This is a genomic window from Chryseobacterium sp. FW101-FHT12H09 (assembly GCF_058790395.1).
This window is the reverse complement of the sequence record NZ_JBYTCP010000003.1, coordinates 635,292-659,839: the sequence shown is the minus strand read 5'-3', so window position 1 is coordinate 659,839 and position 24,548 is coordinate 635,292. Positions and strand designations below refer to the sequence as shown.

At 37.7% G+C, this 24,548-nt stretch carries 13 protein-coding genes; 6 read left to right on the top strand and 7 right to left on the bottom strand.

Going from position 1 to position 24,548, the window contains the following annotated elements:
• Positions 1-6 precede the first annotated feature (6 nt).
• From AC3WRL_RS13745 to AC3WRL_RS13730, 4 genes are read right to left on the bottom strand one after another with little or no spacing between them, the layout of a single operon-like run.
• Positions 7-771, bottom strand: a complete 765-nt coding sequence (locus AC3WRL_RS13745) for an alpha/beta fold hydrolase (RefSeq protein ID WP_214831609.1) — start codon at positions 769-771, stop codon at positions 7-9.
• Entirely contained in the window at positions 762-1,034 is a 273-nt protein-coding gene (locus AC3WRL_RS13740) for an acyl carrier protein (RefSeq protein ID WP_251040612.1), read from the bottom strand. Before AC3WRL_RS13740 ends, AC3WRL_RS13745 begins: the two co-directional genes overlap by 10 nt.
• Positions 1,035-1,048: 14 nt before the next feature.
• A complete protein-coding gene (locus tag AC3WRL_RS13735) occupies positions 1,049-5,278 on the bottom strand; it encodes a type I polyketide synthase (RefSeq protein WP_492330533.1) in 4,230 nt (1,409 codons plus the stop codon).
• Positions 5,279-5,297: 19 nt separating this feature from the next.
• Positions 5,298-12,332, bottom strand: coding sequence for an SDR family NAD(P)-dependent oxidoreductase (locus tag AC3WRL_RS13730; protein WP_492330532.1), 7,035 nt, complete (start codon positions 12,330-12,332; stop codon positions 5,298-5,300).
• 861 nt (positions 12,333-13,193) lie between these two features.
• Between AC3WRL_RS13730 and AC3WRL_RS13725 the strand changes: the two genes are divergently transcribed.
• Entirely contained in the window at positions 13,194-14,528 is a 1,335-nt protein-coding gene (locus AC3WRL_RS13725) for a retropepsin-like aspartic protease (RefSeq protein ID WP_492330531.1), read from the top strand.
• Between the two features lie 259 nt (positions 14,529-14,787).
• Complete coding sequence (locus tag AC3WRL_RS13720) at positions 14,788-16,296, top strand: amidohydrolase family protein (protein WP_492330530.1); 1,509 nt, start codon at positions 14,788-14,790, stop codon at positions 16,294-16,296.
• A gap of 19 nt (positions 16,297-16,315) precedes the next feature.
• Here the strand turns inward: AC3WRL_RS13720 and AC3WRL_RS13715 are convergent, their stop codons facing one another.
• Positions 16,316-17,125: a hypothetical protein gene (locus AC3WRL_RS13715; protein WP_492330529.1), complete on the bottom strand. Its 810-nt coding sequence runs from the start codon at positions 17,123-17,125 to the stop codon at positions 16,316-16,318.
• Between the two features lie 523 nt (positions 17,126-17,648).
• Between AC3WRL_RS13715 and AC3WRL_RS13710 the strand changes: the two genes are divergently transcribed.
• The 3 genes from AC3WRL_RS13710 (at position 17,649) to AC3WRL_RS13700 (ending at position 19,632) form a co-directional block, all read left to right on the top strand.
• Positions 17,649-18,005, top strand: a complete 357-nt coding sequence (locus AC3WRL_RS13710; RefSeq protein WP_214831602.1) for a hypothetical protein — start codon at positions 17,649-17,651, stop codon at positions 18,003-18,005.
• A 133-nt stretch (positions 18,006-18,138) separates the two neighbouring features.
• Positions 18,139-18,999 carry a DUF4240 domain-containing protein gene (locus tag AC3WRL_RS13705; RefSeq protein ID WP_214831601.1) on the top strand — a complete coding sequence of 287 codons (861 nt, stop codon included), beginning with the start codon at positions 18,139-18,141 and terminating at the stop codon, positions 18,997-18,999.
• 153 nt (positions 19,000-19,152) lie between these two features.
• Positions 19,153-19,632 carry a hypothetical protein gene (locus AC3WRL_RS13700; protein ID WP_492330528.1) on the top strand — a complete coding sequence of 160 codons (480 nt, stop codon included), beginning with the start codon at positions 19,153-19,155 and terminating at the stop codon, positions 19,630-19,632.
• A 71-nt stretch (positions 19,633-19,703) separates the two neighbouring features.
• Here AC3WRL_RS13700 and AC3WRL_RS13695 read toward each other — a convergent pair whose 3' ends face one another.
• Positions 19,704-20,384 carry a hypothetical protein gene (locus AC3WRL_RS13695; protein ID WP_492330527.1) on the bottom strand — a complete coding sequence of 227 codons (681 nt, stop codon included), beginning with the start codon at positions 20,382-20,384 and terminating at the stop codon, positions 19,704-19,706.
• 982 nt (positions 20,385-21,366) lie between these two features.
• Between AC3WRL_RS13695 and AC3WRL_RS13690 the strand changes: the two genes are divergently transcribed.
• Positions 21,367-24,129, top strand: coding sequence for an RCC1 domain-containing protein (locus AC3WRL_RS13690; protein ID WP_492330526.1), 2,763 nt, complete (start codon positions 21,367-21,369; stop codon positions 24,127-24,129).
• Positions 24,130-24,244: 115 nt separating this feature from the next.
• Here the strand turns inward: AC3WRL_RS13690 and AC3WRL_RS13685 are convergent, their stop codons facing one another.
• Positions 24,245-24,376: a hypothetical protein gene (locus AC3WRL_RS13685; RefSeq protein WP_261512659.1), complete on the bottom strand. Its 132-nt coding sequence runs from the start codon at positions 24,374-24,376 to the stop codon at positions 24,245-24,247.
• Positions 24,377-24,548 lie beyond the last annotated feature (172 nt).

Sequence of the window (24,548 nt, the reverse complement as noted above, 5' to 3'; positions counted from 1 at the left end):
TTGTGTTTAAAATTTAGATAAAAAATGATTGATGGTTTCTGCTATCTGAGCCGGTTCCTGTATAGGGATATTATGATCACCAGGAATCAATTCCAGTTCAGCTTTGCCAATTTGCGTTTTTAATAATTCACCTGTAGGCTTACAATTGGATTGGGATCCATAGAGCAATAATGTAGAAGAAGCCAATTCGGATAAATCAGTCTCATTGAGAAAATCCTTTTCTTTGATCATATCTGCTTTGATGCTCGTTTGTTCAAATAAGAACTCATACATACGGTGGTTTTTTTCCATTTGCCGTTTACCCATTTGTACTTTTGTAGTATCAGTAAAATTAGCAACATAATGTTCAAGAAACTCCTTACTGTATTCGTCAATGATACCACGCGTTTTATCGTCTCTGGGATCCGGAGCTTCCATAACCGCAAGTTTATCAACACGGTCTGGATATTTTAATGCTGTTTTCAGTGCAATAAGACCTCCGAAGCTGTAGCCGACAAGATGTGCTTTTTTGAGTTGTAAAAAGTCCATCAGATTGAGCAGGTCGGATGACATACTCTCAAGGTCGTATCCATCTTGAAAACGCTCACTCATGCCATGGCTTTTTAAATCATACATCACCACATGATAATGTTTTGCCAGAATAGGAGCTATATTAAAATAATAAATTGATAAGTTGCTGAACATCCCGTGGATAAGCACCACAGTTTGTTTAGCGTCCTTATTGAGTTCCTGTATATGGACTTTCCTATTGTCAACAGTAATTATTGGCATTCGTAGATATAATTGATGATCATACGGAGGTCAAGATTGATCAATTGATCTAAGTCCATAGAAGAAAGCCAGCCGGTGAAATCAATTTGTTCACCAAAATGGGCTTTGATTTTCTCAGAAAAAGAAACGATTTCTATACTGTCCATTTCCAGGTCTTTCGTGAACGAGCTTTCTGGAGTAATGTCCATTTCTTCTACAAATTCTTCACCAATTACTTCGGTGATAAAGCCTTTTAAAAGAGTGAATAGTTCCTCGTGATTCATTTTTAATGTGTGGTTTAGAGTGTCCATCCGATAATATAATTTAGGTGTTTAATAGTTTTTATTTCAATTTTATTGATCCATAAATGATCATCTGTTATAAGTTCAACTTCGTATGCTTTTGGATTTCCTTTCAGACCGGTGCCCAAAAACTTTCCGTAGGCTTCTTTGGCTACCCAGAACCGGGTGGTCCATTCAGCCTGATCCCGGCCTTTTAATAATGCTAATTCAGCATCAGTAAATACCAGATCATAAAATCCTGAGCTGCGTTCTTCAATAAGTTCCATATCAATTCCTACGGGGCTTCCATGACGGGCAATAGCTACTGCTTCTTTTCCTTTATGAGCTAATGATACATGGATATCTTCTGTAGAATCACCAATAAGATAAGGTTTGCCAACCTCATCCGAACGTACTTCAAATGCAATAGGAAAACAAGCATGATCTTTTTGTTGGCGTAACAGGTTTCTTACAGCATCTTTCACGGCTACACGACTCACCATCCAGTTTTTTCGCTTGTTAGGTAAGAGCTCATTATGATATTTCTTTTCAGTTTGATTGAAATAGCGTTTCATAATAAAATCCCATGAAACAACTCTGGAGTAAGCTTGATGAAAATAAAATACCTGAGGAGCTATTTCTTCTGAAAGTCGGTTATGTAAAGGAGACATGGAAACGTTCCATAATGCCTCATCAATTTCAAGTCTCCTGTTCTGCCATCCTGTAATAGCACACCAGACTTTTCCGTTTCTTTTCAGTATGATGTTAGCGGTTGCAAATTCCTCATTTAAATCAGTAAGTATACAGAAGCATTCAAATAAGCCTTCCTGATCATCCATATTACCGAAAAATTCGATATCCCTGATTTTCACAGGAAAAGCAATACGGTCTTTTGTTAGAGTCAGTTGTAGCCACAGTCCAAATAATTGCCCGGCGTTATCTAATAAGGAACCTTTTCCTCCATTTCCTTTAATTTTCCCTGCGATACCTTTGGTTCCAACCGATGAAATCTCCGTAATACCCTGGTAAGCTTCTCCATGAAACATATGTCTTTCATAGATCTCTTCAGGGGTTCTATTGATTGGTAAAAGATCTCCGATTGAAAGATCAAAGGCCGGAACAACAGGAGCTGATGAGGTTAGTAACACTTCTGCATTAGCGAAGTTTTCAATATCCAGATAGGCGTGGTTTGATGATCGCCATTCTCCCTTTACTGTTTTCTCAAAAGGTTTGGCAACGTTCATCCATTGAAACACATTTACATTCATGATTTTATGTACCTGTGTTCCTTCTATTTCTGCCTGGGCTATTTCAGCTAATACTTCAAAAATCATGGTCATGGGAATAACCGGTTCCATATCTGCAATATCGGTCCATCCTTTGGGTTGTCTCAACAGACTATGATCGATGAGGTAAGGATGACTATCCAGGTTAACATGCAGAGATTTGGAGAAATTCGCATGAGTGGGTACTTTCGTCAATATAGGATTTGTAACTCTATTTTCCAGGCGATTCTGAAAGAGGGTCAGTACTTCTTCCTGCATACGCATTATATCAGTCATGTTCTCCTGAAATGCCTGCACAAGAGGATGTCCCGTCTTAGCTACCGTTGCTGAAACACTTTTTTGTTTTGTGTCAAAAGATTGTGCTAAAGATTTTATTTCTTTAAAATCACGGATAATGGGTGATCCCAATTGCAGTTTGATTCCTTTACCTGATGGTTTTTTTGAATTATTATGGATGTCCAAAAAGTCAAGTGCTACAGTTTTACCTTCCACAAATAATGCAGCGACCACACGCTCCAGCTGAGTAAGTGCAGATCGGGTTGGCAAGCTGGAAGCGACAGTACTGAAGGCCTTTCCTTTTAATGTATCATCAATAAAACCTAATAACCCGCCGGCACCCACCTGGATGAAAAATCGGGCACCCTCTTCATAAAGCTTTTCAGTAAGCTCGCGGAAGCGAACCGGCTGAACAAGATGTTCAGCGCTCAGTTTTCTGATCGCTTCCTGATCTTCAGGATATGGGGTGAGGGTGGTCGCAGACCATAAAGGGATCTTTGTTTTTTGAAACTGTACCTGTTCCATTCCCTCTAGAATTAAATCAAGCTTGTCAGCAACAAACGGAGAATGAAAACCAGATTGGAATGGCAGAATCTGATGAAATATCTGTTTAGATTTTAATAATGGAACTAATTCATCAAGAGCGGTATTGCTGCCACAAAGGATAACCTGATTGGGACAGTTATCATTAGAAACATATACATTTGGAATTTCTGCAATAAGGGGTGTAATGCTATCAATACCTGCTCCTATCGCAATAAATCTGGAATCCTTTAATTCAAAAGTTTCCGGATTAAGTACATCGATCAATGATTTCACAGAGTTTACCTCTGCCAGCTCAGCGGAATAGCCAGCCAGCCATTCTCCTAAGCTATGTCCTGCATTCATATCTGGTGAAATACCCAAATTTTTCAACGCGGTATCCAGTATGCTGCATGAATTAAAAATGTTTAATGCATCAGTTAACAGACCATCACCTTCAGTTTGTATAGGTTCAGTTAATCCAAAATAACGACTGACACTGTCTACTTCACCTTTTGCAAGGCCATCTAAGCCAGGAAAAACAAAGGCTATTTTACCACCATCGCGTAATAAAGGAATAGAGGTATACCAAATATCCTGTCTGTTGCGCCAAGGGTTTTTCTTAGAGACAATCTTAATCGCTTTTTCTATTCTTTCAGGTGTTGGATCAAAGAGGGCAATCCTGTAATCTCCTTCGCCCGGTATAGTTTCGTTATTCCGTAAAGCGGAAAGTAATTCTTCGTTTGTTGCTCTTGCTAAAAGTAATACACGGTCTTTTTTCGGCTTATCATATCCTTCAAGAACAACGTGTGCATTGATACCTCCAAATCCAAAAGCATTCACTGCTGCCACTTTTGGCAAACCTGATTTTGACCAGTTTTTTGGTTCCTGTACAGGTGCAAATCGAGTCTGCTCCATATCGGCAACCGGATTTTCACAATATAATGTAGGTGGTAAAGTATCATGATGTAATGCTAAACAGGTCTTTATCAAACCTGCTATACCTGCTGCAGGCATTGCATGTCCTATATTTGATTTTACAGATCCGATACCTGCGATGGGAGCGGCTTCTTCTTTACCAAAGAACTGAGCCAGGGTCTGAAGTTCTGTTTTGTCTCCAAGTGGCGTTCCTGTACCGTGAGCTTCTAAATAACCAATCTGTTTTTCATCCATATCAGCATTAGTCCAGGCTTGTTTTAAAGCTTTTAACTGGCCTTTAACGGACGGACTCATAACACTGGTTCCATTACCATCACTGCTTACACCCACACCTTTAATAACAGCATAGATCTTATCCTGATCACGGACAGCATCTTCCAATCGCTTCAGAACAACGAAACCACAGCCTTCTCCAATTAATAATCCGTCGGCATCCATGCTGAACGGCTTAATTTGCTGTTGGCGGGACATCGCTCCAAGCTGAGCAAAAATACTCCAGAAAGCAGCATTCTGTCCTGTATGCACACCACCTGCAATAACCATGTCGCAACGTCCACGGTTAAGCTCTTGTACAGCGTGATCCACAGCAAGTAAAGCACTCGCACAGGCTGCATCCACTGTAAAAGCGGCTCCTCCTAAATTGAATCGGTTAGCAACTAAAGAGGCGACAAGATTAGGGATAAGTCCCATAGCAGTATCAGCAGCAAAACGTCCTTTACGCTCCTGAAAGGCATGCTTAACCTTTTCGATATCTGCTGAAGATACCTGAGGTAATAATTCCTGTAATAATGAGGAGATCTGTTCACCAGTCCGCACAATTTCGATGGCACGGGTAGCACCGGGTCCTGCGTAGTTTCCTTTACCAATGATGATTCCCGTTTTTTCTAACGATACCTGCTTCTGAAATACTCCTGCATCCTCCAAAGCCTTTTGCACAAGATCAAGTGTTAATAAATGATCCGGTTCCGTACCTTCAACGGCTAGTGGTAAAATGCCAAATGCTGTGGGATCAAATTCGTAGTCAGAAATAAATCCACCACGTTTGCAATAAAAACGATCGACTGAATTTGTACTATCACTAAAGTGCACAGGATCGATCCTGTCGGCAGGAGCCAGTTGGGTAGAGTCGACTTTATTGACAATATTTTGCCAAAAAGTGTTGGCATCTTGTGCCCCAGGAAAGACACAAGATAAACCAATTACAGCAACATCTGTTTTTTTCATAATTATCTTATACAGAGGATTACCAATTGCTTCCAGACATGATTAGTACCTGGCTTTCATTTCCGTATTTTATCTCATTAAGAAAAGTCTCTTTCCCCTGATCCAAAGGAATTAAAGAAATCCCCCGACGTTCATATTCTGTTTCTAAGGTTGGTGAAACCATACCTGCTCCCTTCCAAGGTCCCCAGTTTATGGAGATCACTTTTCCTTTTAGCCTTTTGTCAAGAGCTCTGGCATAATCATCCAATACACTATTTGCTGCGGCATAATCGGTCTGACCTTTATTGCCATATACTGATGCAATACTTGAGAACAGAACAACAAACTGGCAATCTTCACGAAGCTGTTCAGCCAGTACTCGAAGTGGTTTTACTTTAGTGTCAAAGACCCGCCCGAAAGAACTGCTTGTTTTATGCTTAAATAATTTATCTTCCAAAAGACCTGCCCCATGAATAACTCCGTCCAGGTGACCGTATTTTTCATAAATATTGCTGAGAAGGGCACTTAACCCATCTTCATCACAAAGGTCTAAAGATTGATAAACCACAGTGCTTCCAAGTCGTTCCATATCTCGGATCGTATGGAGGATCTGGTTATTTTTGAAAACTCGTACCGTTTCTTTTTCTATTTGAGGAGGTGACGTGAATTTCCCGGTTTTTATAAGATAACTTCTTATTTCTTCCTTGGTTTTCATCACTTCCAATTCTTTATGATCTGGTGCTTCATCTCTTGGATCTGCTGATCTGCCTACAAGAATATAGGTACATGGATAAGCTTCTGACATATGTTTAGCCAGTTCAGAAGTGATCCCCTGTGCACCTCCAAGTACTAAGACAACTGATTCCTGATCTAGCTGGATGTGTGCATCTTCCAGACTTGTTGATAAAGGTGAAGGTATAATATCCACTTTATGCCTTTGATCATTTTTGTAAATAACTTCAACCGGTTTATCGGCTGCTAATATCTCTTTTAAAGCAATTTCAGCAATCTGATCCATCTTCTGAGTAGTGCTTAAACTGATTAGTCTGCAGGTGGTTTGTTCAAACTCACGCGCCAGGCTTTTAAATAAACCTGAATAACCTTGATAATGGCGCAGTACACGAGTATCGGTTAATTCTTCAAGATGTGCAGGAATATCTGATATCAGGTAAATCCATTTTGCTTTATCGAGATTTAATTTTTTTATCAAATCAACATGATCAATGATATTATGCTTAACAGGAGATGAGAACATATCCAGAATGATCAGTCCGTCAAAATCTGAAAGATCCTTCTCCATGTCCACTAATTCTGCAATAGCGCCATATTGTTCAAGTCTGTTTTTAATTTCCTGCGTTTGGTTACCATTGTCTTGGGTAATTGCAAAACGTTTTCCTTGTAATATTTCAGTGTTTTGTATTAAGGAAATATCACTTGGAGTAAGATCAAAACGAAGACGGGATAATACCGTTGGAGTAGCTTCAACATCAACATTTACATCAATGTGATTGTTAGTTGTACTATTATTATCAGCGCCGGTATTGTTGATCTCACTAATCCAATTTGCCAACCCCTTAAGTGTTTTAATAGCAGCCATTTTTTCCATAAGATCATCAGCCTGCTCTAAATTCTGACCGAATCCTATCTTAGTTTTAAGGTCAGCGATAATTTCCATACGCTTAATAGAATCAATACTTAAATCAGCTTCTAAGTCCAGATCCAAACCTAGCATCTCTTTCGGATAACCAGTTTTTTCACTTACAATATCCAAAATTGCTTTCTGAAGGTCTTCGATAGAAAATGAAGATTGATCCTGAGGTTTTGAACCATTGACTTCTTCTGAGCCATTTTTTTCTGCAGTAACTGCTACTCCTGTATACTCTGTAAGCCATGCAACGAGACCACTTAAGGTTTTTATCGCCGCTAATTGCTCCATAACGGTATCTTCATTGGCATGATCGATCGTAAGGATATTCAGTTCACTTCGCAGGGTTCCTATAATCTCAACCCTTTTAATAGAGTCAATACTCAGGTCAGCCTCAAGATCCATTTCCATACCCAGCATTTCATGAGGATATCCCGTTTTATCACTAACAACCTGTAGTAATAAGGATTTAATATCTTTTGATGGAGCCTGTTTTGTTTGAATGATAACAGGTTTCTCCGTATTGACCGGGGAAGCTGGAATAGAAACCAAACGATCATTGATGAGGTTGGGTACAGGTGAAGCATAGACAGGAGTAGGATTGATCTGTGGATTCTGTCCTAAGAAGGAAAGCATCACATCCCGTTGAGCCTGTATAAGTAATTTCATACTATTTAAATATTCCTGCAACATGCGTTCAGCAGCAAGCTGATTATCAACTGCAGGTACTTGTTGATTGGTAAAGTTGTTCATTTGAAGTGGTGTTATTATAGGTAATGCACCATTCACTGGCAGTGTGCCTGTGGTTGGTTGTGCAGCCTGACCGTTTACACGCCAGATAGCTGGGTTTTTCTTATAAAGTTCAGGCTGGTCTATTTGAATAAATCTAGCGTTACGGCCATCAAAAAGCTTTTCAATATTGAAGGTACGGCCAGTGCCAAGGTACTGAGCAAACATACAAAGCAGGTGAGTCAGTTTATTGCGGTTGCTATCCTCGACATAGAATGTCAATTGATCTTTTTCCAGGCAAGACTGAGTCAGTCCGGTGAGTATTTTTCCTGGTCCTACCTCAATGAATATTCTTGCTCCATCGTCATACATTGCCTGGATTTCTTCCACAAATCTTACCGGTTGTACAAGGTGTTCGGTAAGTCTTTCCTTTATTTCGGATGCATCTGTTGGGTATACTGCTGCCGTAGTATTGGACCAGACAGGAATTTGCATTTCCTGAAAAGGAACATCTTTCAATACAGCATCATATAAGTCTTTGGATTTGGCAAGTAACGGACTGTGGAATGCGCAGGCAACCTCTAATTTTTTTGCAGAAATACGCTCCTTCCTAAGAAGTTCCATTAATTTATCTATTGCCGGTGTACTTCCTGCCACCACACATTGAGATGGAGTATTGAAATTTACGGGATAACAGCCTTGTATTTGTTCAAGAATTGGTTGTAAATCTTCCTGTTTAGCGCTTACTGCCAACATAGTGCCCGGATCTCCGCCTTCTACAGAATCTAAGATCGAGTGGGCCCGCTGGATACTTAAATCAACTAATTTTTCTTCTCCAAATACTCCTGCAAAGCACAAAGCAGGTAATTCACCATAACTGTGTCCTGCCACCATATCTGGAACAATACCCATGGATTCTAGGAGTCTGGCTAATGCGAGATCAACAATCCCCAAAATTGGCTGTGCTAAACGGGTATCTTTAATGGTCTCCTTTTGTTCCTTTAAAGCATCGGCATCAAAAGTAGTAGAAGGGAAAACGACTTTCTCAAGCTCCGGATAGCCTTCTATAAGATTTCGGATAGCTGGAAAAACCACAAACAGATCGCGGGCCATATTGATTCGCTGACTACCCTGGCCAGGAAATAAAAAGGCCACTTTACCTGCTCTTTTATTTACAATAAAGGTGTCTTTGGTTTCAATACCGAATAAAACCAATTCGATTTTCATCATCAGGTCTTCGGCTGTATCAGCAACAATACTTAACTGTATTGGTTTTTCTGAGCCTACGGTTAAGCTGTATGCAATATCTTTTAAAGAGATGTCATCATTTATTTCTAATAAAGATTTGATCTGTCCCAATTGGTTTTTGGCCTCTTCATAAGTATCTCCGCGGAACACAAATAGCTCAGAAGGCCATGACTGTAATGCTACAGAATTATCTTGTTTAGGGTGATTTGCAATAACGGTATGGAAATTAGTTCCTCCGAATCCAAAAGCACTGATTCCGGCATAACGGTTCTTCTCGCTCCAAAGTCCACTTTCGGCATAAAACGCAAAAGGACTGGTTTGAGCATTATAGTAAGCGTTAGGCTGTTGAAGATGAAGGGTAGGAGGTTTTATACCATGGTATACTGCTAAAGAAGCTTTGATCAATCCTGCTAATCCTGCTGCACATTTGGTATGCCCGATCTGCGTTTTTACAGAACCTAAATGAGTCTGACCGGGTAAAGCCCCTGAACGACTAAATAAATTGGTAAGTGCGCTAAGTTCTGTTTTGTCTCCAACTACAGTTCCTGTACCATGAGCCTCAACAAGTCCAACTGATGCAGGACTGATACCTGCTTGGGCATATGCACGTTCCAAAGCTCTTACCTGGCCTATTTTTCTAGGCGCAGTAAGACCTAAAGCCTTTCCATCACTTGATCCGCCTACACCTTTGATAACAGAATAAATACGGTCACCATCATGTACAGCATCTTCATATCTTTTTAATACTAGTATGGCTATCCCTTCTCCCAGAGCAATACCATCGGCATCACTGTCAAATGTTGCACATCTTCCTTTTCGGGAAAGAGCATGTGTACTTGAAAACATAAGGTAATCATTGATCCCGTTATGTAGATCAGCTCCACCGGCAAGTACCATATCGGATTTGCCTAATATAAGTTCCTGACATGCCAAATCAATAGCTGCCAAAGACGAAGCACACGCAGCATCTACGGTAAAATTCCTGCCTCCAAGATCCAGTCTGTTCGTAATCCGACCTGCGATGACATTAGCTAAAATACCAGGGAAAGAATCCTCTGTAGTGTGTGGAAATGCCTCTTTTACTTCATCATGAAGTTCTCCGAAAACCTGCTTATAATATCCTCTGAAACTATAACTATTTGCCAGGTCATTACCGCCTTCAGCTCCGATGATCACAGAGATGTTTTCTCTGTTGACGTGTTTTTCTCCATATCCGGCATCTTCCATGGCACGTTTAGCAACCAGTAAGGTTAATAATTGTGTAGGTTCAATGGCTGCAAGAGATTGTGGTGGAATTCCAAATGCGAGGGGATCAAAATCTATTTTCGGAATAAAGCCACCCCATTTAGAATGGGATACATCGGGTCCGTCAGAGTCCGGGTGATAATAAATATCTTTATTCCATCGCTCATCCGGTACTTCTGTTACGCTGTCTTTTCCTAGAATGATATTACGCCAGTATTCCTGTAAATTTTTTGCACCTGGGAAAATACATTCCATCCCTACAATAGCGATATCCAGTGATTTTTCATTGGACGCAGGCTCTTCTGGTAATGTTGCTTGCTGAATGTATTTGTGATTATCAATACCAACATCCTTATGAAGCTCTGCAAGAGAGATCACATGGTCATGCATGGTTGCAATTTGTCCGATCATATACATTCCCAGGTCTAGCTGTTCATTTTTAGGTATGTTGACCAGTTGGTCACCCTGACGATCTATCCCTTTGGCAGCAATTCGCAGACGACCAACATTTAGTTTTTCAAGTTGTTCCCAGACTTCTTTTTTATCCATTCCCGCAGCCAGAAGTTTAGTCTTCTCGCTATTGAAATGTTGTGAAAATGCTGTGTTTAAGCAACGTGTTTCATGTCCAGGAGCTGTTTCCAACAGGACGGTGTCTTTTGCCTGCATAGCCTGCAATTGAAATTCCTCCTGGATGGCTCCGGTGATTACCGCTTCTTCAGTATAGAGATAAGCAGTTCCCATGAGTACACCCACTTTTACACCTCTGGCTGCTAACGGAGCCGCCATGATAGAAACAAATGCTGTTGAGAATGCGTTATGGATTCCTCCTGCAAAAAATACACTGATATTTTCAGGATGATCTTCTTTTAAAATTCTTTCAATCTGTTTTTCCCAAAGGACCATGCTTGAAAGTGGACCTACATGGCCACCACATTCACGTCCTTCAAATATGAATTTCTTAGCTCCTTCTTTCAGGAAAATATCCAATAATGCAGGGGAAGGAACATGCAGGAAAGTACTTATTCCTGCTTTTTCAAATATCTTAGCCTGAGCAGGTCTTCCGCCTGCGATAAGAACTACGGGAGGTCTGGCTTCAAGGATATAGGAGGTCTGTTCATCTCTCAGTGCCTGAGGTGCAAATCCTAAAATACCAACACCCCATGTTTTTTCACCGGCAAGTTTTTTAGTTTCAATTACCAATGCTTTTGCCTGTTCACCTTTAAGTAAAGACAGGGCCACAAAAGGCAAACCTCCTGCTTCGGCTACAGCATTGGCAAATGAAGGGACATCACTGACACGGGTCATTGGCCCTTGTGCAATGGGATATCTTAAACCAAGTTCTCTGGCCAGCATATTATCCTCATTAATGACCTGGAGTGCTTTTGCCTGTTTCAGATGCCCGTACATGGCTTCTTTAAATCCAAAGATCATCTTTTTGAGACTTTTGAAATCTTCATACAGATCTATGGCTAAAGAAATATCCTGTCCCATGGGAATATAGCTCTTACTGATATCAAGGTCAGTAAAGTATTGCTTAAGATCCGTGGCACCGATATCTTCCGGTAAAGCGGGTGAATTTGGCCTCACCAACACCCGATGATTAGCTATAATTTTTGTTTCGGTTCCATTTAGTTTTGAGCATAGGTCTTTTACATCCTGAGGAACGGAACTTTCTGGAAAAAGAGCAAGCTGACTATCCAATATGACACCGGTTGCTCCTAATGCTTTTACTGCCGCAGAAGTGTGGAGGCCTATTCCTCCCTGTGCCCATACTGGTATAGTATTGATTTCTTTGATAACACGCTGAAATAATACAAATGTTGATTCATAACCAACAAGTCCACCAGCTTCATTCCCTTTTACGATGATACCTTTTGCTCCTGATTGTTCAGCCTGTCTGGCTTCTTCCAAACTGTTTACCTGGTAAATAACCGGTAAATCCAATGCGTAATTAATTGATAGGCTGAAAGGAAGTATCACAAAGCTTACTTTCTCTGGAATTTGAAGCGACATAAATTTGTCATCAGTGGCGGAGATACCATAAGAAGATACATCTGTATGGTCGAGTTGATTTAATGCTTGCTGAGCAATCGTTAACTCATGTCCTAAGCTTAGGATAGGAAATGCACCCGCCTGATGTAGTTTCAGGATAAGATTCACATCCGGTTTTTCAAAAGGCGTTATCCCAATAATAGTAAAGTTTTTCATGGCATTTATGGTTTGAAATGATAGAATATTCCATAACAAAACGCTAAACATTTAGTTATAAAGTGCGATTGTTTGTTATGAAGGAATAAAAGTAGTAAATTTATGTTATATATTTAACAATAAACGTTATTTAATAATTATTCTTTAATTTCGAATCGGTTAATTGTGTGGATTCCAGTAACCCTTAGGTTATTAGATTTAAGGTCGATATCCGGCTTTTCAAAAGGCTTTGCGCCAATAATGGTTAAGTTTTTCATAGTGTTTATGGTGTTGAAATGATAGCTGAAAAATTCCATAGCAAAACGCTAGACCATAAGGCATAATGAGCGATTGCTTATTTTGGAGGAATAAAAATAAATAAATTATGTGATATTTTTAACGATAAAGGTGATTTAGTAATAATTTATTAATAAGAGAACTTTAAATCGACCTAATACTGTTAATAATCTGTAGTTTATATTTTTATTCTTCGAAATAAACCGGTACAATCTGTATGAAAATAATTATAAATTTTTATAATTATTTAGTAATGTTACGCAAATATATGAATAAAAATAAGATATTTCAATGCCTGGAGAAATGTTTTTTAATATTACAAAAAGATAATATTACAACAGGAGTACAGAGGTTGGTGTAGTTATTCTTTTAACACTTTTAATATTAGGTAATTGCTGTCTTTACTTTTATGCATTTAATCAATTTTAAGACTGCTTACCGTTTAAAAATGAACAAGAATTAACTTCACTAAAAACATCATTATAATATACCGGATTTTAAATAGTATCTATCGTTTAGCATGGCGGAATTTGATAAATTAGTGGCTTGAAATTGTTTAAAATTCAAATAACTAATAATAGCAGTATGAAGAATTCCGAAACTAAGATTAAAAAGAATATTGGAAGATTATTAAAAATAAACTCATTTTGGATGATTGGAATAATAGGTAAGACCATGTTGGCTGCCATGTTGTTCATATCTATTATTAGTTTTTGCCAGACCCCTGTTTCAAAGTTTGATATCTTATATAAAAAGATAGATCAAAAGAATTTTTTTATAGTTCATGAACTTTTTGAAAAAAACAAGAAAGATCTGCCTGTAGAATACCAGTATTTTACCGAAGCAGTGCTTTATAATGCTTTTAACAAACCTGAAGAATCTAATCAGAAGATTTTAAAACTTGAATCTTCAAAAACCAGACTTCCTGATTCACTTATGCTTAAGATCTGGCGTATTAAAGAGGATAACTGCATGAAACAATATGATTATAAAGGAGCCAAAAAAGCTATTGAGGTAGCCATTAACCAATATAATGATCTCCTTACAGAAGATGAAAAGAGTGACTTTAAAAACAACCTGAAAATATGGACTGCTCTTGAAAATGAACCCAGACAACAGGTTACTTTTAATGGAGGTACCCGCATAAAGATGGAAAAGGATGTTGCGAACTTAAAGAATCTTAAAATAAGTACCGGTGAAGATACCATGAATTTTATTTTTGATACAGGAGCTAATATTTCCACAATTTCAGCATCCGCTGCCAGGCGTTTAAAAATGAAAATTATTCCCGCTGATATTGATGTAGATGCGATTACCGGCATTTCTGTTAAAGCAGATCTTGCCGTATGTAAAAAACTGGTTCTTGGAAATATCACGATAGAAAATGCCATATTTTTAGTTTTTGCAGACACGGCGCTCAGCTTTCCGCAAATAAACTATCAGATCAATGGTATCCTTGGGTTTCCCGTTATTGAAGCTTTAAATGAAGTGCAGCTGACGCAAGATGATTATTTTATTGTACCGGAAAAAGAAACAAAAATAAATACACCGGCGAATATGGCAATTGACGGTCTGACTCCACTTATTTTTATTGATGGCAGACATTTTACTTTTGATACCGGTGCTGATCAGACGATGTTATATGCACCTTTTTATGAAGAGAATAAAAAAAATATAGATAAGGAATACAAAGGCGTTAAGATCAGTATGGGCGGTGCAGGCGGAAAAGCTGAATACGATGGATTTAAAGTAAACCATACCTTTCATATATTAGGAAAACAGATCCCGCTTAAAAATATAAATTTATTAAAAAACAAGATTAATAAAGAGACGGTCTACGGAAATATTGGTCAGGATGTGATCCGACAATTCAACAAAATGACCTTGAATTTTGATCAGATGTTTATTAAATTTGATTAAAAATTATTATTTTCCTTTTAGAATATATTCAATTAAAATAATAATCATCGATGTAAAATAACGCCATTTTCATTTAAATGGTGTAAAGCTTTTAGCCCATGCAAAAGGTATTGTAGTAATTTTTTCTGTTATATGGTTAGGTTCAATTTTGTTTTACTCAAAAAATTAATTATATTTTTGGAGATCATTTTATTTAAACCTTTATTTTTTTCAAAAGATTCTTATGCATAATCAAGTGTGCAAAGCAAACCTCAATATTATGAAGAGAAGGTATCTTACTTATATTTTACTTTTTGGATTTCCATTGTTTGGATGCCAAAATAAAGTGGCTGAAAAATCCACTTATCAACAGAACTGGATGTTATTGGAACAGGAAAATCAAGCATTGGCTTTTGATGCTGATATAAAACTGTCTGATGCTGAGATCGCATTGGACAAAAAATTATTTCAGTTACGAAAGGAATTTCTTACGGAAACAGACAAACAGAAAATACCTTTATTTAATAGTTCTTTTAATGAAATAAAACCATTGATAGAGGGCAGTAAATTATTTGAGATCATTCAATCTATGCCGAAAGGAGGGTTGCTGCATACCCATAGTGGCGGAATAACCGATGTGAAATGGGTGATTGCTGCGGCAAGAAAGTATAAAGAATCGTATGTTTATGATCAGGCAGATAATGACCAGTTTATTTTCGGACAGCTGGCATTTTTTGAAGAAGGGAAAGTTCCGAAAGGATTTATTGGTCTTGATAAAAAACTGACTTCAGATCCTGATTTTGAAAAAAAACTGGCAGACCTTCTCATCCTGAAGCGGGAATCACTGTGTACTTATACCGATTACTGGATTGAGTTTGAGAAACGTTTTAAACGTATTAGCCTGTTGTTGCCTTATCGTCCTTTTTTTAGGGAATATTATAAAAAAGGGTTTCTGGATTTAGTGGCAAATAATGTGCAACACCTGGAAATCAGGTTTATCTTTGATGAGCTTTATGATTTTAAACATGGAAAGTATCCATTGAAAACGTCGGTTACCGATCTGCAGGAGGTTGTTAAAGAAATACAGAAATCATACCCGCAGTTCAGTTTGAAATTAATTTATTCCAGTTTTAAATTTTTAGATCCGAAAAGTATTGAAAAACAACTTGAAACAGCCTTTGAACTTAAAAAGGAGTTTCCGAATGTTATTTCAGGCTTTGATCTTGTTGCAGATGAGGCGGCAGGAAATAGCATCTATTCTTTCCGGGAAGATTGGATGAAACTAAATGAACTCAGCAAAAGGTATGGAGTGAAGATGCCTCTTTTTCTTCATGCAGGAGAAAGTACCTCTGTCTTTAATAAAAATATACTGGATATTTCATCATTGGACAATCCAAGGATTGGGCATGGCCTCAATCTGATCTATTTTCCAAAAACAATGGAGTTGATCAGAAAACAAAATAAACTGGTTGAGGTAAGTCCGATCAGTAATCAGATTTTAGGATATGTCAGTGACCTGCGGAATCATCCTGCAAGGGTTTTGTTAAGCAATGGAGTACAGTGTTCTATAAATAGTGATGATCCGAGTGTTTACGGATATGAAGGTCTTAATTATGATTTCTGGGTCGCTTTTGTTTCCTGGGAGCTTGATGTAAAAGCATTGAAGAAACTGGTTTTTAATTCGATTAATTATTCGTCTCTGGATGAAAATGAGAAAAAGGAATCATTGGTGTACCTGAATAAGCAATGGGATGGTTTTATTCAAAAAATGAACGTGAAACTAAACTGATAAATTGCCTCATGAAATTTTATGAGATGGCAGCTAAAATACCAAAAAGGGCTTTTACAAATATCAGTCCGTCAATAACAACCAGGTAATACATAAGAGGCCGCCTTTTTTTTAATGACAGCGTTACCGCCACCAGAAGTAAAAAAGGAATGAGGATAAATGTCATTTTCGGAATGCTGAATTTACTCATTAAGGCATAGGATATGAAGGTAAGGATACCTAAAATGATCAATGGAATTATGATGTTTAAAAGTGTATTTCTTAAACCATATTTTACAACAAAAGTGTTTAACTGATTTGTGGTATCATCCGCATAATCTTTTACATCAAACATAATTGCCAGCAATGAAATAAACATGAAATTCTTCAGAAACAGGATAAGCAGAAGTAAGGTGAAATTCTGTTCGAATGAATGAATGACATTAGAATATAATAACGGATATATGGTCGTTAAGCCAGCCCAGACAAAGCCAATGATGAAAGGCTTTACCAATCCCGCTCTTCGAAGGTTGTAGGCACGCGTGGCAATATTTTTTCCGTAATACATGGCCGCTACGATAGGGAAGATCAATAACAGGATCCACTGTATACCTGTCATTGCTTTTATTTCATTAAAGTAAACGATCGCCATCCACACCATTATCCCTAATAGACAGATATTAAGACCAATCTGGATTTTTGAGATCATTTTATGATGAGCAGAATACCACCGCGTACGCGGATTTTTGGAGGTAGGTGAATGACTTCTGGCGTATGGATAATTATAGAAAATAATGGTACTGATAAACGTTAGTATGTATAGCATTATCCCTTGAAAAGGGATTTTCATAAGGAAAGTGGTTTCAAGGGTAGCGGCGGCTGTACAAATGCCATAAAAAAAATTACTGTAGAATATAAATTCCAGTAAGTGCCTGAACCCTGTTTTTTGCTGATGTTCCCTGAGCATATCTAATTCTTATAGTGATCGTTCCGTTGGTTGTTGAAACAGATTATTCGCTATGTTTGCCTCGTTTATTTTAATTATTAATTTTATTTTATTCTTTGTGTGATTTAAAGTACTAATTAACAGGGTGTTGTGTTGTTAATTGTCCCCTGTTATCTGAGGATTGAAATTAATTATTTTTATTGGCTGGTGCAAGCATAATAATGGGTGGGGCAGGCAGTTTTAAAGCATGCTTGATAACTCCGGTCAAAGATGGTGTAAAATTGACAGACAAAATAAGTATTGGCAACCATTCTTACCTATTTTTATAGTGGAGGTTTTACTCTGTTGGCTACTTATTTTTATAAATTTAATATCAAAACATAGAAAAAACCATAGACTAACTGTATTTTTAAAGCATAAAAAAGATATGAGCTACGACATCCATTTATTCAGAAAAGAGACCAAAGAAAGAGAGCAGAAACTCAACGACGAAAGTTTTTTCGATGATGAGAAGAATCTTGAGCCGTTTACGGCACCTCAGATTGAAGAATTAAAAGCACGTCTTGCAAAGTATAACTATGTCTTACACGAAAAAAGCAAATATGGATTTCATTTCGAACATCCTGAATATGGGCAAGCGCTGCTAACCGATGAAGCACTGTATTTTTCAACAGATTTTAATGAAGAAAATATTTTTGAAGTGGGGATGACCGCCTCAGAATTTACAGATACGGGTGAATATCAGAAATATGATCCTCAAAATGGGGAGTGGGAAGAGTATTAAAGTGACTATAATATAACTTAAAGATTTTCAGGTAATGGCTGCCAGAAAGGAATTTGTAGAGGAAATAGCGCATCGGTTCTTTATTTTTTTGTAGTTTTAATTCCATTAAAAATCCATCACATTTTTTTACTTTATGAAAAGGCACTTGATCAATCAAAATGAGCTATCAGATAAATTTTGGAATATAGATTACCAGGGAACTACTCAAAAAATAATATTTGGCAAAACCGGAACAAAAGGCAGGGAAACAATCAAAGAATTTGCTGATGAAAAAGAATGTACTCACGAGTCTGAAAAGCTGATCAATCAAAAGATAAAGAAAGGATATATTGAAATTCTGGAACATGACGAAGTTCCACAGAAAAAAGAACTTTCAGAGAATGAAAGAGCTGATATTTATTTCTGGGAAGCCATTGAAAAATCCAATAAACAGAGAAAAGCCCATTGGAGCGAATATGATGTGGATGAACATTTGGAAAATTTAACCGCCTACCTTTCTAAATTTGGAAAAGAAAGACTTATTCTTTTTGAAAAAACACTTCGGGAGAAACTGAGTAACCTTTATACGGCAGAAATTGCTGAACTTTCTATTATTCTTGAATGTGGATTTAAGCTGGAGAATGGGGTTTATGTGTTTAACGATTCCCTTTCTGATGATGGGTTTATTTACTTCCGATGCTGGCTGTTGTTGAAAGGAAAAGAATTTTTTGAAGATATTGAAAAAGATATTCAGTCATTGGTCAATGGAAAATACAGCTTTAACATTGCCGACTGCTGGGCAGAAGGACTTCTGTATGTCTCTGATGATGCCTATTCAGAAAATCATGATAATGAAGATGAATCAGAGATAAGAGATACTGTTGACGAACTGTATCCGGAGAATCATTATGATAGCCCGGAGCGGCAGATGAACCGTGAACCAAAAGGTGGAGCTGATCTACAGTCTATGTACCCGAAATTAGTAAAAGAAATTGCTGAACTGCGAAGTGTTTAGGGAGAATATCATTATTCGGTAACACTGCATTTTAATACTGATTCTTAAAATCTTAATCAATACCAATTGCTTTTTTAAGCAGGAATACATTTTTAAATTCAGAATTTTTAAAAGAAAATACTGAATTTTCCGTTTATTTCTTAAATTTGGCTAATGCGAAAGAATCTTTATCTCATCATTATATTATTTTCTCTTGTAAGTTGCTATACTTACCAGGTTAAAAAACCAGCCGATCCAGCAATGGATAAGAAGGGCAATAAGAAAGAATCTAATGAGCGTGCAGCTCCTGCTGACACCAATTCTCCGCACACCAAAAATACAGCCACTAAATCTCAAGGCGCGGATTTACAGCAAACGCCTATCCCGGTTGATATTCAGGGGAAACTGACTCCGGGTAAAAATGTTAAAATTGATGTTGATGGCAGGTCTTATAAAGTCATCGTTGACAAGTGGGAAAGCGACAGCCTGGTGGCGCATCCGGTTCGTAATTCTAAAAAAGTTCTGAAATTCCATAAGAACCAGATCAATGGCGAGAGAATTGCTGAAAAACGCTTTTCGCAGCCTATTGCTGATATTATTACCGTTGCTGCCTATGCCGGTATTGGAGTATTAATATATTCTCTTGTGAAATAAATTTTTAAACTTTTCGAATGAGCAGGGAGATTGAAGCTTGCTTAAACTACGCTTAATAGAAATTTTTTCAATTAATAATATTCAAATTTTCTTTCTGTTTTTTGTTGTAGAATTCCATGATCATCCACTAATTCTTCATACACAGAATTGGCATTTGGATCAAGCTTTACATTTTTATAAATATGCTTAGACTTTTTGTGATTGGTTAAATTCTCAAAAAGGATTTCATTTTTTAGGGTATTGGTATAGGTATATAAAATGATGCTGTTAATTGGGGTTTCATAAAAATTCCCGGTTTCTTCTGTTTTTATGAGGTGGTTATTTCTGTCAAAATAAAATAGTTTGTGAAGTGATATATTGTGATCAGTAGCATTTGAAACTCTCTTATATAATGAATCCGATATTTTTTCAAAATAACCGTTAGTTACTATTTTCTTAGTTTCAGGATTAATGACTTCAAAATAGCGTTTTGCTTTGTCTTTTGAATTGTAGGTAGTAATTTCATTGATCAATCGATCATGAGAAGATCCACTTTTGATCACATTATAGTATTCAACTTTTGTAAGGAAACCCTCTTTGTCAAAATAAGAGATATTCTCATTTATATTTTGGTTTGAAAAAGTAATGACCTCTGTAATTTTTTTGGGATGTCCTGAATAGTTAGAGAATTTCAGATCATTGATGATCGATTTTCCCTGACAACTTACGAGGGTGTATAGTAAAATAAATAGATAGCTAAGTTTTATTTTCATAGGGTTCGGGTGTTGGGAGTAAACAATTGCTTCCAGTTTGTCTCATAAAAATGCCCACAAATTAATCTCCTATTTTGCGGGCAATGCATTTCTCCTTTGAGCCGTATTTTATTTAAATTGGATCAGGGTAGAGTGGAGGACAGCTGCTAACACGGTCACATCGGGTATAAAAAATCTCGCATTGTCTTGGTGTACACATCGGAAGAGATAATTCAGGACCATCGCCGCCAAAAATTTTCTTCAATTCTCCTTTGGTGAGCTTTTGGGATAGGTTTTTTAAGTTTTTCATAAAATAAGGTATTTAGTTTTAAAATGTTTTTTTGTAAAAACGTATAGACAAGATACGGAAATAAATGATATCGAAATGTAGTATGGAGGGATGAGGTAAGTATGGGTTGCTTTTTGTTTTTTTAGCTTTGATGATCCGTAATAAAAATATATTTTTGTAATCAACAGCATCAAGTTCTTATAACAGATTATGTTGTTTGCTCTAAAAAACTAAAACTAACCCGAAAACTAATTACATCATGAAAATGAACAAAACTACGTTGTACCTATTCATCCGAATGCGTCGAAACTTATTGTTTCTAACCATTTAAAACAATACTAAGTTATCACAATTTCTTTAACGCTATAAGTTATATAGAACACATAGGTTTATTTGATTATTCCTGTAAATCAGATATAAAGAATATATAGTATTAGGGTATTCCGATACTTCGCTTTCGATCTGGGGGTGAGAAATTCTTGTATTGAAGTTTGGAAAGTTTCATGTTGTGTCAGTAATGATGCTATTTAATCTACGGAGGACTTTCAAAATCAAAACCTATTTGAGGATTTAAAAATCATGTCTTCGTAAGAATTCATTTGTTTCCTAAAATTTTTGTGTTCAGTTGACCTATGGGATGAAATTCAGAAGCGATTAAAACAAAGCGGAACCGAAAAGCTATACGAGTAGGAAAAAATACTATAAAATTAAAATATGAGAAAAATACTTTTATTATTTGTATTCATCAGTTTACATTCTTTTGCTCAATGCTGGCAAAGTCTGAGTGCAGGAACTGAGCATTCGGTAGGAATAAAGACAGACGGATCATTGTGGGGTTGGGGAGCTAATTTCTCCGGACAACTGGCTGACCTAAATGTGAATGGCAGAAATACCCCAACCCGAATAGGAACGGTAACCGATTGGAAAATTATCAGTGCCGGCGGTAACCAGACTTTTGCCATTAAAACAGATGGAACATTGTGGGCCTGGGGACGCAACGAATATGGACAACTGGGAGATGGAACTACCATTTCAAAAAGAATTCCAATACAAATCGGAACAACTGCGAATTGGAAAAGTGTAAGTGTAGGAGATGATTTTACGGTAGGAATCAAAACGGATGGAACATTATGGGCGTGGGGGCGTAACGATTACGGACAGCTTGGAGATGGAACTGTCATTTCAAAAAAGATTCCAATACAAATCGGCGCAGCTACCGATTGGCAAAGCATTAATGCCGGAAATAGATATGCCTTAGGAATTAGAACAGATGGGACGCTATGGGCATGGGGATACAATTTTAACGGACAATTAGGAGATGGAACTACCATTTCAAAAAAAGCTCCGATACAAATCGGATCAGACACGAACTGGAAAAGTATTGATGCCTCATATGGGTATTCTGTGGGAATAAGAGCAGATGGGACACTATGGACATGGGGTTCGAATACGTATGGACAACTGGGTGATGGAACGACTATTAAAAAAACGGCTCCTATTCAAATTGGAACAGAAACCAATTGGCTAAATGTAGCTGCTGAAAATGGTTTTACATTTGCAACGAGAGCAGACGGAACACTTTGGTCATGGGGCTATAATTATTATGGGCAGTTGGGTAATGGTACAGATGGATCAGTAAATACAACATCTCCTACACAAGTTGGTATATCTTCAGACAACCTGGAGGTTTATGCCGGACAAAATCATGTTCTTGTAAAAGGCATTGACGGTTCTTTAAAAGTTTGTGGAAGAAATAATTCCGGTCAGCTGGGTGATGGAACTTCTAATACTAATACTGTGAATAATGACAAAAATATATTTATTCCTATTGCCTGTCCTGAAGTTTGTATTCCTCCAACACAATTTTCAACAAGCAATATTACTTCTTCAACAGCCACTATTGGCTGGACAGCAGCCACTCAGGCTCCTGATCAAGGGTATGTATATCTTTACAGCACAAATCCTGTTATGGGCGGGAATAATGGAGCCACTCCTTCTACTACGGTCAATTTGACGAATTTATTACCTAACCAAACTTATTATTGGTGGGTAGCGTCTGATTGTGGTTTCAGTCAGGTGGTCTGGATGCCGGGAGGTTCTTTTACCACACTTCCTACAACCGGAACAGGCTGTTGGCAAAGTGCAAGTCTAGGTCTTTATCATTCAATGGGACTAAAAAAGGACGGCACATTATGGAGTTGGGGAGACAACTCTGATGGAGCGCTGGGAGATGGAACTACAACCAACAGAAATACACCAACACAAGTAGGAACAGCCGCAGACTGGGTGAAAATAGTGGCTGGAGTATCTTATTCGGCAGGAATTAAAGCAGATGGAACGCTATGGACATGGGGGTGGAATTATGACGGACAACTAGGTGATGGAACTAAAATCAACAGAAATACGCCGACACAGGTAGGAACAGCAACAGACTGGGTACATATGGCCACCGGAGCCAGTCATATGGTAGCCCTGAAATCTGATGGGACACTTTGGGCCTGGGGTAATAATAAATATGGACAATTAGGGGATGGTACCACCGTCAATAAAACCTTACCAATACAAATAGGAACAGCAACAGACTGGTTAAGTGTAACGTCCGGAGGAAATCATACGCTCGCCATCAAAACAGATGGGACGCTTTGGACCTGGGGAGATAATTCCAAAGGGCAACTCGGTAATGGAACGTTAACAGGAAGTACTTCTCCTATTCAAATAGGAATAGCTACGGATTGGGCAGCTATTGATGGAGGAAGAATCCATTCGATAGGGCTCAAAACAGATGGAACACTTTGGACGTGGGGAGATAATGGATACGGGCAATTGGGTGATGGGACCACAATTTCAAAAAATACGCCGACACAAGTAGGAGCCACAGCAGATTGGCGAAGTGTTCGTACAGGCATTAATGGTTCTACTATCGCCATCAAAACAGATGGAACGCTTTGGACATGGGGATACAATGTTTTGGGACAATTAGGTGATGGAGCAGCGACGAATAGATCTACACCAATGCGTATCGGAACTTCTACCGATTGGCAAAGTATTGCAGCAGGAGCTCACAACACCCTCGCTATTGACAATGTTGGAATTTTAGCAATCTCTGGCTATAATAGTATGGGGCAGATAGGAGATGGGACAGATATTCAAAGTAAAATTTTCACGTCAGTCGCCTGTCCTGTAAGCAATGTAACTGTTACCCGTCTTACAAATAGCTTTGCTGTTGAGGAAGCTTCCACAAAAGCAAATGAGCTGAAAGCCTATCCAAATCCTGTACAGGATATCCTGACGATCTCGTTCGATCAAAAGATTCTTTCGGTAACGGTTTACAATTCGGCAGGGAAACCGGTACTTACGAAAGCAATAAATGATACGCAGGGAACTCTTGACTTTTCTGCTTTGTTATCGGGTGTTTATCAGGTTAAAGTGAATTTAGCTGATAACCTCGTAAAAACCATAAAAATAATCAAACGATAAATAGTAAAGCTTTAAGGATAAAAGCTAATTTTTTTAAGTTTACAATCTTTCAAAATAGCGCTACTTACTTTTAAGTAGCGCTATTCTTTACAGACTGGATACTATAAGATATAGTTTATTTACCCTGCTGTTTCTTAGGTGGTTTTAAAGAAGGTGTATTTCCTGGTGTCTCCTTATTATCACGTTGACGTTGATCTGGTTTTCCAGTTGATGTTGCTGTTCTTTTTGGCCCTGGTTTAAGTCCCATAATATTATATTTTATCATTAACTAAGTCAAACTTACAAATGATAATTTATATTATTTTACGACTTTCCGTAAACAACAAAAATAAAAAGCATCTTAAAATTTTGAATTGGTAATTTTACATAATTTCTTAAAGGTCTCAAATAAATATATTCTTGGGAGTTTTGACAATTTC

What these genes read in the sequence shown, in the direction of transcription:
- AC3WRL_RS13740 (WP_251040612.1), bottom strand. Translation starts at nt 1,034, where the DNA reads ATGAATCACGAGGAACTATTCACTCTTTTAAAAGGCTTTATCACCGAA.
- AC3WRL_RS13690 (WP_492330526.1), top strand. Translation starts at nt 21,367, where the DNA reads ATGAGAAAAATACTTTTATTATTTGTATTCATCAGTTTACATTCTTTT.
- AC3WRL_RS13710 (WP_214831602.1), top strand. Translation starts at nt 17,649, where the DNA reads ATGAGCTACGACATCCATTTATTCAGAAAAGAGACCAAAGAAAGAGAG.
- AC3WRL_RS13715 (WP_492330529.1), bottom strand. Translation starts at nt 17,125, where the DNA reads ATGAAAATCCCTTTTCAAGGGATAATGCTATACATACTAACGTTTATC.
- AC3WRL_RS13705 (WP_214831601.1), top strand. Translation starts at nt 18,139, where the DNA reads ATGAAAAGGCACTTGATCAATCAAAATGAGCTATCAGATAAATTTTGG.
- AC3WRL_RS13685 (WP_261512659.1), bottom strand. Translation starts at nt 24,376, where the DNA reads ATGGGACTTAAACCAGGGCCAAAAAGAACAGCAACATCAACTGGAAAA.
- AC3WRL_RS13735 (WP_492330533.1), bottom strand. Translation starts at nt 5,278, where the DNA reads ATGAAAAAAACAGATGTTGCTGTAATTGGTTTATCTTGTGTCTTTCCT.
- AC3WRL_RS13695 (WP_492330527.1), bottom strand. Translation starts at nt 20,384, where the DNA reads ATGAAAATAAAACTTAGCTATCTATTTATTTTACTATACACCCTCGTA.
- AC3WRL_RS13700 (WP_492330528.1), top strand. Translation starts at nt 19,153, where the DNA reads ATGCGAAAGAATCTTTATCTCATCATTATATTATTTTCTCTTGTAAGT.
- AC3WRL_RS13730 (WP_492330532.1), bottom strand. Translation starts at nt 12,332, where the DNA reads ATGAAAAACTTTACTATTATTGGGATAACGCCTTTTGAAAAACCGGAT.
- AC3WRL_RS13725 (WP_492330531.1), top strand. Translation starts at nt 13,194, where the DNA reads ATGAAGAATTCCGAAACTAAGATTAAAAAGAATATTGGAAGATTATTA.
- AC3WRL_RS13720 (WP_492330530.1), top strand. Translation starts at nt 14,788, where the DNA reads ATGAAGAGAAGGTATCTTACTTATATTTTACTTTTTGGATTTCCATTG.
- AC3WRL_RS13745 (WP_214831609.1), bottom strand. Translation starts at nt 771, where the DNA reads ATGCCAATAATTACTGTTGACAATAGGAAAGTCCATATACAGGAACTC.